12 protein-coding genes are annotated in these 16,068 nt (G+C 44.0%); 7 read left to right on the top strand and 5 right to left on the bottom strand.

Features of this window, described 5'->3' with window-relative positions:
• Positions 1-15 precede the first annotated feature (15 nt).
• Positions 16-897, top strand: a complete 882-nt coding sequence (locus R7190_RS12995; protein ID WP_005386077.1) for an AraC family transcriptional regulator — start codon at positions 16-18, stop codon at positions 895-897.
• Positions 898-1,174: 277 nt separating this feature from the next.
• The gene (locus R7190_RS12990) at positions 1,175-4,336 is read left to right on the top strand and encodes a chitinase C-terminal domain-containing protein (protein WP_167416043.1); all 3,162 of its coding nucleotides are present in this window, start codon (positions 1,175-1,177) and stop codon (positions 4,334-4,336) included.
• A 97-nt stretch (positions 4,337-4,433) separates the two neighbouring features.
• Here R7190_RS12990 and glgC read toward each other — a convergent pair whose 3' ends face one another.
• From glgC to R7190_RS12970, 4 genes are all read right to left on the bottom strand, one after another.
• Positions 4,434-5,651 (bottom strand): glucose-1-phosphate adenylyltransferase, encoded by a 1,218-nt coding sequence (gene glgC / locus R7190_RS12985; protein ID WP_033906540.1) that lies wholly within the window; start codon positions 5,649-5,651, stop codon positions 4,434-4,436.
• Between the two features lie 536 nt (positions 5,652-6,187).
• A complete protein-coding gene (locus tag R7190_RS12980) occupies positions 6,188-7,936 on the bottom strand; it encodes a formate--tetrahydrofolate ligase (protein ID WP_186585332.1) in 1,749 nt (582 codons plus the stop codon).
• Between the two features lie 234 nt (positions 7,937-8,170).
• Positions 8,171-9,475 carry an inosine/guanosine kinase gene (locus R7190_RS12975; protein ID WP_005376376.1) on the bottom strand — a complete coding sequence of 435 codons (1,305 nt, stop codon included), beginning with the start codon at positions 9,473-9,475 and terminating at the stop codon, positions 8,171-8,173.
• A 233-nt stretch (positions 9,476-9,708) separates the two neighbouring features.
• Positions 9,709-10,179 carry a CreA family protein gene (locus R7190_RS12970; RefSeq protein ID WP_005397614.1) on the bottom strand — a complete coding sequence of 157 codons (471 nt, stop codon included), beginning with the start codon at positions 10,177-10,179 and terminating at the stop codon, positions 9,709-9,711.
• A gap of 145 nt (positions 10,180-10,324) precedes the next feature.
• Between R7190_RS12970 and R7190_RS12965 the strand changes: the two genes are divergently transcribed.
• A complete protein-coding gene (locus R7190_RS12965; protein WP_005386088.1) occupies positions 10,325-10,834 on the top strand; it encodes a hypothetical protein in 510 nt (169 codons plus the stop codon).
• 195 nt (positions 10,835-11,029) lie between these two features.
• Positions 11,030-11,698, top strand: a complete 669-nt coding sequence (locus tag R7190_RS12960; protein WP_047103569.1) for an HAD-IA family hydrolase — start codon at positions 11,030-11,032, stop codon at positions 11,696-11,698.
• A gap of 430 nt (positions 11,699-12,128) precedes the next feature.
• Here R7190_RS12960 and R7190_RS12955 read toward each other — a convergent pair whose 3' ends face one another.
• Positions 12,129-13,559, bottom strand: a complete 1,431-nt coding sequence (locus tag R7190_RS12955; protein WP_005376380.1) for a methyl-accepting chemotaxis protein — start codon at positions 13,557-13,559, stop codon at positions 12,129-12,131.
• 314 nt (positions 13,560-13,873) lie between these two features.
• Here R7190_RS12955 and R7190_RS12950 point away from each other — a divergent pair, with 314 nt between their 5' ends.
• The 3 genes from R7190_RS12950 (at position 13,874) to R7190_RS12940 (ending at position 16,058) form a co-directional block, all read left to right on the top strand.
• Entirely contained in the window at positions 13,874-14,047 is a 174-nt protein-coding gene (locus R7190_RS12950; protein ID WP_017820948.1) for a hypothetical protein, read from the top strand.
• 81 nt (positions 14,048-14,128) lie between these two features.
• Positions 14,129-14,731 (top strand): ACP phosphodiesterase, encoded by a 603-nt coding sequence (locus R7190_RS12945; protein WP_054730575.1) that lies wholly within the window; start codon positions 14,129-14,131, stop codon positions 14,729-14,731.
• A gap of 67 nt (positions 14,732-14,798) precedes the next feature.
• Positions 14,799-16,058, top strand: coding sequence for a DEAD/DEAH box helicase (locus R7190_RS12940; RefSeq protein WP_165439108.1), 1,260 nt, complete (start codon positions 14,799-14,801; stop codon positions 16,056-16,058).
• The last annotated feature ends 10 nt before the right edge of the window (positions 16,059-16,068 follow it).

Genomic DNA, 16,068 nt, shown 5'->3' with positions numbered 1-16,068 from the left:
TGATGGAGCGCTCTAATGCACACTCTCGCAGATATCATGCAGCAATATGTTGAAAAGCAGGGGCTGCATGACCTAGAAGGTATGAAGAAAACAGCGATAGATGGCGTATGGTTTTATCGCAGTAGCAAAGGGAATCATCGCCAGCCGTTTGTCTATCAGTCCGGCATCATCGTATTGGGTCAAGGGCATAAGAACATTCATATTGGTGATACACCAGTGCAATATGGGCCCGAAGATTACCTTGTTGTCGGGGTTCCCATGCCACTAGAGTGCGAAGCGTTTGCGACAAACAATGAGCCTTTACTTGGCATTTCGATAGATATTTCGCCAACGCTTCTTCATAAACTCGTTAAAAAATTAGAGGCTGAGAAATTCAGTAATAAGTGTCTGGATGCAACCCGTTGCGGCCTTAAGTCGGTACGTATGAATGAAGGTATGTTGGATGCGTGCAAGCGGTTAATGAAAGCAATGTGTAACGAGCTTGATGTCATCATGCTTGGCGAGCTGCTTCTTGAGGAAATTGTGTATCGTACTTTGGTGAGCAAAGAGGGGTATGTTTTATTTGACCTAGCACATCAAGAAGGTTCTTACGCGAGGGTCGCTAAAGCACTAAATCGCGTGCATCAAGCGTATCATGAACAGTTGAACGTACAAGCATTGGCTGAAGAAGCCAACATGAGTGTGTCTGCTTTCCATCAAGCATTTCGCAATGTCACGCTTGAATCTCCGTTGCAATATATTAAGAAAGTTCGACTTAACAAAGCGCGCGAATTGATCCAGTTAGAGGGGAGACGTGTTAATGATGCAGCGAGAATGGTCGGTTACACGAGCCCATCACAGTTTAGTCGCGAGTACAAGCGGCATTTTAATGAAACGCCAAGGTCAACAAAGGCTTAGTGATCTTTATTTCAAAATGGCGACTTTTTTTACCTTTTTTATTAATTTGCGAGTGACATATTTATTTGAGTTATAAAATTAGTTACTGGTGCCAAATAATAGGTACGTTGTTGCAATCATTTAGTGGATTGTTGCGAGGCGGTGTGGAAAACTCGTAAATAGATAGTGTGAAATCACCAACTTGTACTTAAGTTATTTTACGTCGAAATAAAAGTATAGATGCGCTTCGTTTAGCGCATTTAGTATTGTTTTAACAATAACTTAAGGAAGAGCGATTATGCACCTTAAAAACGGCAACGCAGTGAAAAACGTGTTCACACTAAGCACACTCACCGCTTCTTGTCTTATGGCCTTCAATAGCTACGCAGCAGTTGACTGTGCCCCTCTAGAAACTTGGCAATCATCAAAAGTTTATAACGGTGGCGACCAAGTTCAGCATGAAGGTAATGCTTATAAAGCGCGTTACTGGACGCAAAACAACAATCCAGCGCAATCTGGTGAGTGGGGCGAGTGGGAAACACTTGGCGCTTGTGATGGCACTGGACCGGTTGATCCACCTCAGAATGAAGTCCCGACGGTTACTCTGACATCGCCTTCTGCGTCGGCTTCTGTGACTGCGGGTGATGTTGTTAACCTAGCTGCAGATGCGGCAGATACTGATGGGACTGTTAGCAAAGTAGAGTTCTTTGTTGATGGTGTATTAGTTGGTCAGGCAACGTCTGCGCCGTATGCTGTATCGTGGACAGCAACTGAAGGACAGCACGAGTTCTCTACCAAGGCCTATGACGATGCAGGTGCCGTTAGTACGGCAAGTGTTGTGACGTTAACTGTGGCATCAGCGCAACCTGGTAACGAAGCGCCGACAGTGGATGTCGCGCTTTCTGCGAGCTCTATTGACCTGGGTGGTTCCGTAACACTGACTGCAAATGCTACGGATGCGGATGGTACCGTTGCTAAAGTTGATTTTTATGTTGCAGGTGTGCTTGCTGGCACTGCTACAACAGCGCCATACACGCTGGATGTAACCCCTTCACAAGCTGGCTCATTAAGTGTTTATGCGAGAGCAACCGATGATGCTGGAGCAACAGCAGATTCTGCAATTGCGACGTTAACAGTAAACGGCGGCGCAGTGACATCTAATTGTCGTCCTGATGGTCTTTATCAAACAACGGGTGTAGATGTTCCTTACTGTTCTATTTATGACGAAGAAGGCCGTGAGAAAATGGGGGCTGATCACCCACGTCGTGTAATCGGCTACTTCACCAGTTGGCGATCAGGTGACGACCCACAATCGACTTACCTTGTTAAAGACATTCCTTGGGAACAACTTACTCACATTAACTACGCGTTTGTGAGCATTGGTTCTGACGGCAAAGTAAACGTTGGCGACGTAAATGATCCTAACAACCCTGCTACAGGTAAAACTTGGCCAGGCGTTGAGGTAGATCCCGCTCTTGGTTTTAAAGGTCATTTTGGTGCACTAGCAACTTACAAGCAAAAACATGATGTTAAAACGCTAATCTCGATTGGTGGTTGGGCTGAAACGGGCGGCCACTTCGATACGAACGGCGATCGTGTAGCTGATGGTGGCTTCTACACCATGACGACGAATGCGGACGGTTCTATTAATCATGCTGGTATTGAGAAGTTCGCAACTTCAGCCGTTGAAATGATGCGTCAGTACAAGTTCGATGGTCTGGATATCGACTATGAATACCCGACGTCAATGGCTGGTGCTGGTAACCCTTACGACAAAGACTTCATGGAACCACGTCGTCAGTATTTATGGGCGTCTTACCAAGAGCTGATGAAAGTATTGCGTGAGAAACTTGATGCGGCATCCGCGCAAGATGGTATTCATTATATGCTGACTATCGCAGCACCATCTTCAGGTTACTTGCTACGTGGGATGGAAACCTTCGATGTAACTAAGTACCTAGACTACGTAAACATCATGTCTTACGACTTGCATGGGGCTTGGAATGATCACGTTGGTCATAACGCGGCTTTATTCGATACAGGTAAAGACTCTGAGCTAGCGCAGTGGAACGTATACGGCACTGCTGCATACGGTGGTATCGGTTACTTGAACACAGACTGGGCTTACCATTACTTCCGTGGTTCTATGCCAGCAGGTCGTATTAACATTGGTGTTCCTTACTACACCCGTGGTTGGCAAGGTGTTACTGGTGGTGAAAATGGCCTTTGGGGCCGAGCGGCACTACCAAACCAAGCAGAGTGCCAACCGGGCACAGGTGAAGGTGAGAAGAACAACTGTGGTCACGGCGCTATTGGTATCGACAACATGTGGCATGATACCGACCCTAAAGGAAACGAAATGGGCGCTGGTTCTAACCCAATGTGGCATGCTAAGAACCTAGAAAACGGTATATGGGGCTCTTACGCAGCTGCTTACGGTCTTGACCCAGTCAACGATCCTTCAGATAAGTTTGTTGGTACTTATACTCGTCATTACGATAGCGTTGCTGTAGCACCTTGGTTGTGGAACGCGGAGAAGAGCGTATTCCTATCTACGGAAGATAAAGCTTCTATCGAGGTGAAAGCCGATTACGTTATCGATAAAGAGATCGGCGGTATCATGTTCTGGGAACTAGCCGGTGACTACAACTGTTACGTACTGGATGCAAATGGTAATCGTACGGCAGTAGATGCAACTGAACAAGCTTGTGCGGCGGGTAATGGTGAATACCACATGGGTAACACTATGACCAAAGCTATCTACGACAAGTTTAAGTCTGCGACGCCTTACGGTAATAAAGTAGCGACTGGTCCAACACCAACTGAAGCAGTAGACATTACTGTTAGTGTTGGCGGCTTCAAAGTTGGCGATCAAAACTACCCAATTAACCCGAAAATCACGTTTACGAACAACACTGGTCAAGCGATCCCTGGCGGTACTGAATTCCAATTCGATATCCCAGTATCTGCGCCGGACAACGCGAAAGACCAATCAGGTGGTGGTTTGAAAGTAATTGCTTCTGGACATACTCGAGCAAACAACATTGGTGGCTTAGATGGCGTAATGCACCGTGTGTCGTTCTCTCTACCAGCATGGAAAGACTTGCCGGCGGGCGGCACTTACGAGCTTGATATGGTTTACTACCTACCAATCTCTGGTCCGGCTAACTACTCAGTGATTTCTGGTGGTAAAGAGTTTGCGTTTAAGTTTGAACAGCCAGCTCTACCAATTGGTGATCTCAATGCGGGCACGGGTGGTGGTACCACTGAACCAGGTACGTGTGATACGACAGGTTTAGTGACATACCCAGCTCTGCCACAAACGGATTGGGCAGGTAATCCAAGCCACGCTAACCAAGGTGATAAGATCATCCACAACGGTGTGGTTTACCAAGCGAACTGGTGGACAGCGGCTGAACCGGGTACAGATGGTAGCTGGTCAACGGTATGTAACATCTAATTATTATGGATTATTTGTTATAGCCTAATGTTTACAGGTACTTAAACAAAAGCGCACGATGATTATCGTGCGCTTTTTTGTTGTGATAGTTTGTCGTTTAATCGAATTGGTAACTTTCAGGTATGACGACAATACCTTTGTCTGAGATTTTAAATCGCTTCGCATCTTCAAGTTTGTTGATGCCAATTTGAGTATGTGGCGGAATACGAACATGTTTATCAACTATGCAGTTGACCAACTGACTTCCTTCACCGACTTCCACGTCATCAAAAATGATAGAATCGACTACCGTTGCACTATCTTGAATGCGTACATTAGAAGAAATAATGGAGTGTTGTACTGAGCCGCCGGAATTGATGACACCGGTAGCAATGATGGAGTTAATAAAAATACCTTCATTACCCGTGGCCGACGATACAGTACGAGCTGGTGGAAACTGCGGCTCGTAAGTACGAATCGCCCAATTGGACTGATAAAGGTTCATTGGCGGCACAGGTTCTAGTAGATCCATATTCGCTTCATAGAAGGAGTCAATGGTACCCACGTCGCGCCAATAGCAATCTTTATCGACGCGCCCTTTACTGCCACAGAATTGATAAGCGTAAACGGATTCCGTATCAATCAGCTTAGGTATGATGTCTTTTCCGAAGTCATGGCTTGATGAATCGAGTTTTGAGTCTTCTTCAAGCGCTTCTTTCAAAACATCCATATCAAAGATATATATTCCCATAGAAACAAGGCTTCTGGTCGCGCTTCCAGGAAGAGTTGGTGGGGTTTCAGGTTTCTCTATAAACGAAGTAACGAGCCCGTTTTCTGCGGTGCCCATTACACCGAATGCTGAAGCATCCTCTACGGGAACATCCATACAGGCAACGGTGAGCTTAGCACCTTTCTCTTTATGCTCTTCAAGCATTGCGGCGTAGTCCATTCGATAGATATGATCGCCGGATAACACAACCACATACTTTGCATCATTTCGCGATAGCAACCACATGTTGTGATAAATCGCATCGGCGGTTCCTTCATACCATGCACCACCTTTGCGCATTTGTGGTGGAACAGCAGTGATGTACTCGCCTAGCTCTGGATTGAATATCGACCAGCCGTCTCGTAAGTGTTTTTGAAGTGAATGAGATTTATATTGGGTTAAAACAAGGATCTTGCGTAAACCCGAATGTAAACAATTGGTTAGTGTGAAATCTATAATTCTATATTTTCCGCCAAAAGGTACGGCTGGCTTGGTTCTGTCATCGGTGAGTGGGCTGAGTCTAGACCCCATCCCTCCTGCTAAAATTACGGCAAGTGCGTCTTCCATAGTATTCCCTTTCCCTTTCTGACATGCATCAAAACGGTGCTAACCTGAAGGAGGTGGTATGCAACGCAGAGGTTTTGAAAAGCATGTGCTAATGTGCTTATTAGTGAAAAGTCTACTACAAGAATCGAGCCATAGAATATCTCCTTAAAAATCAAGGAGGTTAAAATTTCACTGTAAGACAACTGCACCATATTAGTGAAGCGCTAAATAGCCCGTGCATCAAATTGGCGCAAAATTGTAGAAAGGAGAAGTCAACAAGTATGGATTTACAATGTAAAGTGGCGACAAAACAAGAAGATAAATAGGGTTTTCTATCTTAATAACTATGGCTAAACAAGGCTTAGGGTTAGCGTCTTAACTCTAAAGGTCTAAAACAGGCGCGTTGATGTAAGGCAGGAGAGCTTTGTATCAACAATTCAAGAGTAGAAGGCCTGAGACAACTCTTTTCACAGTTGTTGAGAGTGAGTGGGTAGGTAAGTAGACCACTCACTTAATGAATATGCTCACTTCACTGATAGCGATACGTTATCACTGTACTAAGAGAGACCGATGATATTTCCTTCATCATCAAGATCTAAATTCATAAATGCGGGTTTATCAGGTAAGCCTGGCATCGTCATCACGGTACCAGATAATGCGTAAACGAATCCTGCGCCCGCACACAAGCGCAGCTCGCGGATTGGGACGGTAAAACCAGTTGGTGCGCCTTTGACTGCGGAGTCTGTGGTTATCGATAGTGGTGTCTTCGCGATGCAAACCGCTAAGTTGTTAAAGCCTAATTGCTCAAAATGTTTGAGCTGTTCAGTCGCGATAGGAGTCATTTCTATATTGGTTGCTCCATAGCCCGCTTCACATACTGCCATGAGCTTTTCGAGTAATGATTGCTCTTTGTTGTATAACGGACAAAACTCTACAGGCGTGGTACACGCATCAATAACATGTTGAGCTAGTTCCGTTGCGCCTTGTCCGCCTTGCGAAAAAGCGGTGCTGATGGCTACTTTAACTTCGGGATTAAATTGGTGAATCAGCTCTTCAAGAGCTTTAAGCTCTTTCACACAATCTTGTGGAAACTGGTTAATGGCAACGACAGCAGGTAAACCGTATTTATGAACGTTATTTATGTGCCATTTTAAATTTTCAAACCCAGCCTCCAATGCTGCTTGGTCCGGATTAAAAATGGAATCTGGAATAGCCATACCTGGGCGTAAATCGTAGTGTCCAGAATTCGCTTTGAGGCCGCGTAATGTTGCTACGATCACTACACAGTCCGGGGCTTTGTTGGCGGCAGCAGCTTTAATGTTACACGCTTTCTCAAATCCCATATCCGAACCAAAACCGGCTTCAGTTACCGTGTAACCTGACAGTTTTAGCGCAATATCGTCCGCGATAATGGATGAATTTCCATGGGCGATGTTTGCAAATGGACCTGCATGGATCAACGTAGGAACACCTTCTAGAGTTTGCATCAGTGTTGGTGCAATCGCCTCTTTTAGTGTTACTGCCATTGCTCCTGCAACTTGTAGATCTTCCGTAGTGACGGGGTTTCCGTTCAAATCGTACGCTACGACAATTTTCCCAATACGTTGACGTAAATCTTTTAAATCTTTGGCTAGTGCAATGATAGCCATCAACTCGGAAGCCGCTGAAATATCGAACCCTTCGTCACGCTCGAAACCATTGATGGTTTTTCCTGCATCATTGAGGCCAATTTTGACTTTACGTAGTGCACGATCATTATGGTCCATCACTCGTTTCCAAGTAATACTTGCCGTGTCGATTTTAAGTGCTCTTAACCCGGTGCGTGATTCAAAGGCATCATAACCCTCGCGTTGCTCATGGAACAAGCGAGCGTCAAGAGCGGCTGAAGCAAGGTTGTGCGCCGCTGTCACTGCGTGAATGTCACCAGTAAGGTGTAAGTTTAACTCTTCCATTGGAGCTACTTGAGAATAACCACCGCCCGCTGCGCCACCTTTAATACCGAAGACGGGTCCCATCGAAGGTTGCCTTATACATGCAATAACAGATTGATTAAGCTTTGCTAAACCTTGCGCCAGTCCTATCGTCGTAACGGTTTTTCCTTCGCCAAGAGGAGTCGGCGTGATCGCAGTGACGAGTACAAGTTTACCGTCATCATTTGCTTTGAGTCGTTCCAAACATTTTGGGTGGACTTTGGCTTTGTGCTTCCCGTGAGTGTCATACTCTTCGGGCAATAGTCCTACTTTTTCCGCGATAACATCAATAGAAGAAAGTGGTGTGTTTCGGCAAATTTCGATATCTGACTGCATGGAGAATCCCCAAAGTGGCACAGGTAGCGTTGAAAAACTACCTGAGTTATAACGAGTATTATTGTGAGGCAAAGGTCTGCTTGGTGATGGTACTGTTTCGGTTAGGCTTGTAAAGAGTTTACTGCTTCGTATTGTGCGACATACTAACGAAATCTACTCGTTATAGTGCTAGATAAAAACAAAAAGGCCACCAAATGGTGACCTTGATATATTTTTAGCTTTAAAGTTGTCGTTTTAACGATCCCAATAAGTCTCTTCTAAGCTATCTTCTCGTTCAGGAAGCGCTCGCGATAGGCGAGGAGAGTGCTGCGTCAACACTTCATAGCTTACTCGGTTTGCGTATTTACAAATCTGAGAAAGTGAGGAGTAGGTTAAGCATCGTACTTCGTGCTTTTCTGAGTTAGGCACTTCTTTTTGGTGAAAAGAGTTTGCTGCCATGTCATGCAGTAAGGCTGAAAGGGCTGCATCACCTGCACCGTTAGTGTTCTTAATCTCTAGTGGTCCACCAAGGTAAGGGCCGATGTGAGAGTAGACCTTCATTGGGTTTTGACAGTCTTCTTTACGCATCGCACGACTAAACTCGTACTGGTTAAAGGCTTCGAGGGAGCTTTCAAGGATGTCGTGTGTGGTTTCTCGTTTTACTTTCTCGTCGGTGTAACCAGCCATGTACAGACCATTTGGTCCTGCTGTACAAAGTACGAGATCAACCCACTCAAGTGCTTTATCAGCAGCAGCTAGCGGCTCTGTTTCACCTGTTAGCGCCGCACCTTCTTCTTCATTCATAGCGACAACAGAAATGTTTTCGCGAATGTATTCTTGCCACCACTGTGCGTTACCTTCGATAACGTACTTTGTCCCTAGCGTAAGTACAACAGGGACATCGTGCTTCTTAGCAAAGTCGATCGCTCTTTGTACCGCTTTAGGCATTGGATCTTCTTCTTTACCACGCATTAGGTAAGAAGAAACAACCAGGGCTGATGCTTTCTCAAAGATCTCTTCAGGAATGCTTTCCGGAAGTAGTTGATTCATATGACCTTCGTTGATAGCAAATGTACGCTCACCGTCTTGAGAAATTAGGGTGTAGCAGCGACCAATAGGGCCATCTACCGTTTGTAAATGGTTAAGGTTCATGCGTGAAGACGTACGGCAAAGGTAGCGGTAAGCAAAAGAACCGACTTGAATGTTCTTAGACATCACACCGAGCAAAACGGATTTGCTATCGGCTAAAACCGAGTAGTTGTGAAGAGTATTGCCAATCGTGTCACCTGGGTATTGGTGTGTGATCAGGCCTTGCTCAACCAGTTCTTCGTAAAGTGCATCTGCTTTGCTTTCTTCAAGAACGAGCGAATGTCCTTTACTCAGGTTGTATTTCTCTAAAAACGCGTCATCTACACGTGCTTCGATATCTACAATGGTTTGACCGACACCAACAATAGTTGGGCGATATAGCTTAGGTGCCTGTCGGATTTGGTTTACTAATGGATCTCGAGCGTGAGTTGGGAAGTAGTGTTTAGATTTACGCTGACCAGGAAACTTCATGCTTGTTCTTGAGTGAGAAAAAAAAGAGGCGGGATTGTATCACAAAAAAATGAAAATCGTGGTGATTTATTACAAAGAAGTCTGCTCGCTGAAAAAATCAGCGAGCTGAGTAAATAGCAACCAAAGCAGCTGCAATTTATGGCGCTTGTCGTATTGCAATGGGTTGTTTTTTAAACTTGTTGCTCAGCAGCGCCCGGAAAGAGCCTGCTCCGCGCTAACTAAATTTACCCGCGTTACTTTTTCACTTCAGTTGGCTCAACGTAAGCCTTGGTACCCCAAAGTGGGACTGTCGAAAGGCTATGCTTAAAACTACCATCGGTCTCTTTTGTTGTATAAGACAAGTAGAGTAAGGTTTGGTTATCGGCATCATAAATACGGCGAACCTTCATTGTTTTGAAGAAAATGCTTTTTGACTTCTTAAATACAATTTCACCGGACTTACTCTTATCTATTTTTGCAATCATTTCCGGTGTGATTTCGCCAGTCTGACGACATGATATTGAGCTATCACTTGGATCTGCTAAGCTGAAATCCGCTTCGATAGAGGCGATGTGACATGTGACACCTGTTACCACCTCGTCTTTCAACTCACCGACTTTGATGTCTTTCAAAGTAAACCAACCGAGCCCCACGTCAGCAACATCGTTATCTGAACAACCAACTAGAGTAGTAGCAAGCAATGCACTTAACAGCATCTTTTTCATTATTTTTGTCCTTAACTAGGAAAGATATTGATGAAATCTATCAGAGGTTTGCACCTAAAACAAAATTTAGCCACGGAAAGGTCTATGTGCGCTAGGTTTGTTGCGGGCTTCATGCTAATGTACTGCTCTAAACGAAGGTATCAAGATGAATGAACAACAGTTAGCCAGTATCGAGCGTAAAAATACATGGCTGTATGATCTGGTCGAAGTTGAATTTCCGACACCAGAGAGTTTGAAAGGGCGCGATGTCTATTTCAAAACGCTAGAAAAAGCAACGTATCAAGTAGTCGACAAAGACACACTACTGGAAAGTGACTCTGAATTTAACCCCGACGATATTTTTCTGGTCGATTTTCATCGACTGACCATTATGTTCTCTATCTTGCAATCTCAGCGCTGGGAACAGCAGTATGATAAAGATATGATCATTGAATATCTGACACAGATTATCCTCACGCCAGATTTTGAATTATATGTTGGTTTTAAATCAGGAGTCCCAATTGGTGCTGCTATTGTTAGCCATCTCGAAGGAAATACACTCATCTCTGATGTTGCTGTTTCTGAATCAAAATACAAAAGCTCGTTTGTGGCTGATCTGGCTAAAAGACTAAGCACCGAGCAAAAACTGTTAGACTCAGTGGTTATCGAAGACTAACTTACACATCAATGTGCATAAAAAGTAAAGCAAGATGACGTTGGGTGATCTTGCTTAGAAAAACTGTAATTGCTCCCTTCTATTTCCATGAAATGCCAAGCTCGTCGTTTCAACAATCCCAAACTCAAATAAGATTAATCCAAACATTCTTAAAATCAGCTTGGGCTTAAGCCTTTAAGACGTCTGGAGATGGCTATGGCAATTACCAATATTAAGTGCGTGATATTTGACTGTGATGGTACGTTGGTCGACAGCGAAAGACTGTGTTGCCAAGCGCTCGTCAATGTATTTAACCAGCATGGGGCTGAGTTAACGATGGAAGAGTGCGTTTCTCACTTTAAAGGAGGAAAGCTTGCTGACATCCTTTTAGATACTAAAGAATTGAAAGATATCAAAGTTCCAATTGATGTTTTAGAGCCGCAATACCGAGAAGAAGTCCAGTCCCTTTTTGTGCGTCACTTACAGCCGATGGATGGCGCAAAACGATTAATTCAGTTTTTAGATTCGCATAATATCGAATATTGTGTGGCGTCTAATGGACCTAAAGATAAAATTGAATACGCTTTGGAGTTAACCGGTTTACTCGATGCTTTCCGAGGCAAAGTGTTCTCAGCATTCGATGCGAATAGTTGGAAGCCTGAGCCCGATTTAATCATGTACAGTGCTATGAGCATGGGCTTTTTACCAAGTGACTGTCTTTATATTGATGACACGCCTAAAGGAGTTGAGGCGGGATTAAACGCCGGTATCAAAACGGTACAGTTATTTAATGGTGAAGCTATCAATCGTGTTGATGACGAGCGTGTAATTCGCATCCATCATTTAGATGAATTAAAAGAGCAGCTGTGTGGCTGCTCTGTTTGACCTACTAATGGCAAACCGGACTTAAGCTGTGGATGTGCTTAAGTTTAGACTGTAGGTAAGGCGTTTGATGTAGACATTGGATAGATGAGAAGTTTTTTGTATGAAATCCGCAAGCAGCGCATGTGAATTTCTCGCCATCCGATGAAATGAGATATTCATCTCCTTGGCAGAGTGGGCAATTCAGGTTCTCTATGTCTTTTGTGTCTTTGTAATTATTCATATTGTTTTCCAGCAGCAAATTGGAATTGGCAAGATCAAGCATAGCGGAACGCTTTGTTTAAGAACATTATTTCATCCGGTACAGCGAGAACTTGAGATTCACTTCAAATATCCACTTGGATGTCGTAGAAAATATCGAAGGTAATAGTTGAACACGGTTTAAAGAAAAGGGCTCCTTAAGGAGCCCTTGTTGATCATAAGTTCCACAACGTTATGCGGTGCGGTAGCGTTGTAATATCTCACCAAGAGAAACGGAGGCTTGCGTGAGATTAGCGACGCCAGCGGTAGATTGCTCCGCCACTTCTCTGATTGTGCTTGATTGACTACGAATTTCTGAAAGTTCCGATGCAATATCGTTAGCAACTGCGCTTTGTTCTTCAGCAGATGTGGAAATCTGAATGCTCATGTCCATTAATGAGCGTGCTGACTCGGCAATAGAGGTAACATCATGGCCGATTTCATCAATAAGCTGGCTGCTGGTTTGAGCTTGCTGAACGGTTCGGTTGGTGATTGAAGCAATGTTCTGGCTCTCAATTTGAAGCTTCTCAATCATGGCTTGGATCTCTACTGTTGCCTGTTGAGTTCTGCTTGCTAATGTACGTACTTCATCGGCAACCACTGCAAATCCACGACCTTGTTCACCAGCACGGGCTGCTTCGATTGCTGCGTTTAGTGCCAACAGATTAGTTTGTTCTGAAATGGCGTTAATCGTTGTGATTACGTCATTAATCTGCGTCGTATTCTCGTTTAAATTGGTTACTGACGTAGAGGCTTGTTCAATATAGCTAGATAACGTCTCTATCTCGCCAATCACGTTTTGTACACGGCTTCTGCTTAGTTCGATCTTCTGGGCATCTTGGTCTGACTGCGTCGTTGCTTGTTGAGAAATACTTGATACCTCCTTTGCAGAGGCTGTCATTTCTTCCATTGCCGTCGCGACTGAATCAAGCGTTTGATATTGATGAGATATCTGGGTTTCACTCAACTGCATATCTTTTTCGAATGCAGAAGATGTCTCGCTCAACATCGTTGCATTATTTTTAACACTATTAACCAGTTCACTTAAGGTATCCATAGACTTGTCTAGCGCACAGCCGATGGTACCGAATTCATCTCGACCTGGATGAAAACCAAGACGAGAGGTTAAGTCACCGTCACCAATTTTTTCGGTTGTTGTATATAAAACCCACAGAGCTCCTCCGATAAACGTTGCCACCCAGTAAGAGAATAGGGCAAAAGGAATAACCCATAAGAAGCTAAGTAATAGTGACGATAGAGCTGATGATTTTAACGATTCGTATTGTGTGGACACATTTTGAGTCAGCTTAATAACTTCTCCAGAATGCAACTTGGCATAAGCGGTCACAGACCCATCGACAAAAGAACTCTCGCTTACGCGGTTCGATTTCGATACGCCGTCAATTTCTGTAGCGCGGTTTGATTGAGCATCAACGATACCAGAAAGCTTCGCTTCGCTCGCCGAGATGGCTTGCTGCTCAAATTGTTGTATTTCATTGAAGTAGCGGCTTCCAGCCACTGAAGTGAGGGCTACTAAAAATAGTAGGAATATAACCCACATTTTGTCGTTGATAGACATCTTGATAAACAGCCTGTCTATCGTTCTAAACTCAACTTCTCTCATTTAAAGCTCCATTAGAGATAAAAGATATTGACCAAATCTATTGCTATATCGAAACAAAATATGCGAAGTTAATCAGCAAAATATGTAACGAATACTAAATTTAGTTTAAGAAATGAGATCTAAGGACGCCTATAACAGTATGTTATATCTTTAAATTGACATGAATGCTGATAAAAGAGTCATTTCTCTAAAGTGTTAAGTGGATATGAAACCTAATTGCAATCGTTTACTTTTGATTATGCTCATAGGTTTTTAAATCTTTACTTCTCGCTGTCATGAATGTGTCATATAAAGACTATAAAAAGGAGTTGCTGATGTGGATATGGCAAGAGCCAGGCCGTCAGCAAGTAAAAGCAAGAGAGCTTAAAATAAAGGAGGTCACAATGAGCGACCAATACCAAAACGATGAGAGCCTAGAGCTGCTAGATGCGCTTGAAATTGGCATTATCTTGTCGGAATACGTTGGCTCAGACAACGAAGCCGAATAGCGGAACACTCTCATCTCGTCGTAATTGACGTTATACTAGGTTCATGTCACACCAAGCCCTAGAGGCCAAAACTGGCGTCGAATGAACTTTCTAGCCCACCTGCATATCGCAGATCACAGTAACAGCCATTTATTGGGAAACTTGCTTGGAGACTTCGTAAAAGGAGATCCAAGCAAGCTGTATGATCGCGATATCTCAAATGGCATCAGATTACATAGATTTGTTGACCGTATTACTGACCATCATCCAATCGTCAACGAATGTAAGCCTCATTTCACTGGTGTTGCGAGACGTTTTGCACCTATCGCTTTAGATATGTTTTGGGATCATTGCCTCGCAAAACACTGGAACGACTTTCACTCCGTGTCTCTCGAACACTTTGTAAAAACGGCATACGAGAGAGTAAACCGAGAGGTTCATGAACATTTGCCGCCACGTTTTTTGGTGCTCCACAGCAGAATGTGGCATGGCCGATGGCTTCAATCCTATCAAGATCTAGACAATATAGAATTTGCACTACATCGGATGTCGCAAAGAAGTCCTAGGATGGCAGACTTAACCACAACATTTAAAGTGATTGAAAGTGATTACACCGAATTAGAAGAGAAGTTCTCGTCACTTTATCGAGATGTTTTGCGCCAGTCGTATGATTTTCAGCAACAGCTTAATGACTCAACTCAATGAGATAGAAAAGTAGTATGGCTTTAGGGGCTCTGGTAAACTCTGCGCTCCAAAAATAATGAGGTTACACATGTCTGTTAATTTTGCTGATTTAGGCATCGAACAAAAGCTAATCGAGACGCTAGGCAATCTAAATATCGTGACGCCAACACCAGTGCAAGAAAAGTCAATTCCACACGTCCTTGCAGGAAAAAACTTACTTGCTGCTGCACAAACTGGTACGGGAAAAACGGCTGCGTTTGGTTTACCTATCATACAAACCGTTCAGCAAAAGAAACTTAACGGCACACCTCAAGCATTGATTTTGGTTCCAACACGCGAGCTTGCACAGCAGGTATTTGATAATTTGAATCAGTACTCGGCAGAAACAGAACTTCGCATCGTGTGTGTTTATGGTGGTACAAGCATTGGCGTACAAAAGAGAAAGTTAGAAGAGGGCGCTGATATTTTGATTGCCACGCCAGGCCGCCTTTTGGATCACCTGTTTAATGGTAACGTAAACATCTCTAAAACCGATATGCTCGTGTTAGACGAAGCCGACCGTATGTTAGATATGGGATTTTGGCCTGACTTGCAGCGCATCTTCCGACGTTTGCCTGCTGAGAAACAGATCCTATTGTTCTCTGCGACATTTGAGAAGCGAATCAAAACTATTGCGTATAAACTCATGGAATCGCCAGTTGAAGTCGAAGTTTCACCAGCAAATACGACTGCTGAAACGGTAACACAAATGGTTTATCCAGTGGATAAAAAACGGAAACGTGAATTGCTAGCGTACTTAATTGGCTCGCGGAATTGGCAGCAAGTGCTTGTATTTACAAAAACGAAGCAAGGCAGTGATGAGTTAGCGAAAGAGCTCAAGTTAGATGGCATCAAAGCGGTTTCTATCAACGGTGATAAATCACAAGGTGCCCGCCAAAGAGCTTTGGATGAATTTAAACAAGGTAAGGTACGTGCTTTGATTGCAACCGATGTGGCAGCACGAGGGTTAGACATTCAAGAGCTAGAACAAGTCGTGAACTTTGATATGCCATTCAAAGCAGAAGATTATGTCCATCGAATTGGCCGCACTGGAAGAGCAGGAAAGTCAGGTTTGGCGGTTTCTCTGATGAGTAGAGATGAGGAGTACTTGTTGCAAGCTATCGAGAACCTGCTTGATCAACGCTTACCCCAAGAATGGCTGGCAGGTTTCGAACCAAGTCTTGTAGAAGAAGTTGAGCCTGAACAAAATGGGGGTGGGCGTCGTCGTAGTCGTTCATCTGAGAAGCGTAAGCTAAAAGCAAAATTGGCGATTCATAAGAATCGTGGTAAATCACGTAGCTCTCGCTAAACCGCGCAAA

The organism is Vibrio sp. 1078-1, from assembly GCF_033340475.1.
Note: the sequence above shows the minus strand (reverse complement) of the source record. Positions and strands in the feature narration are given on the sequence as shown.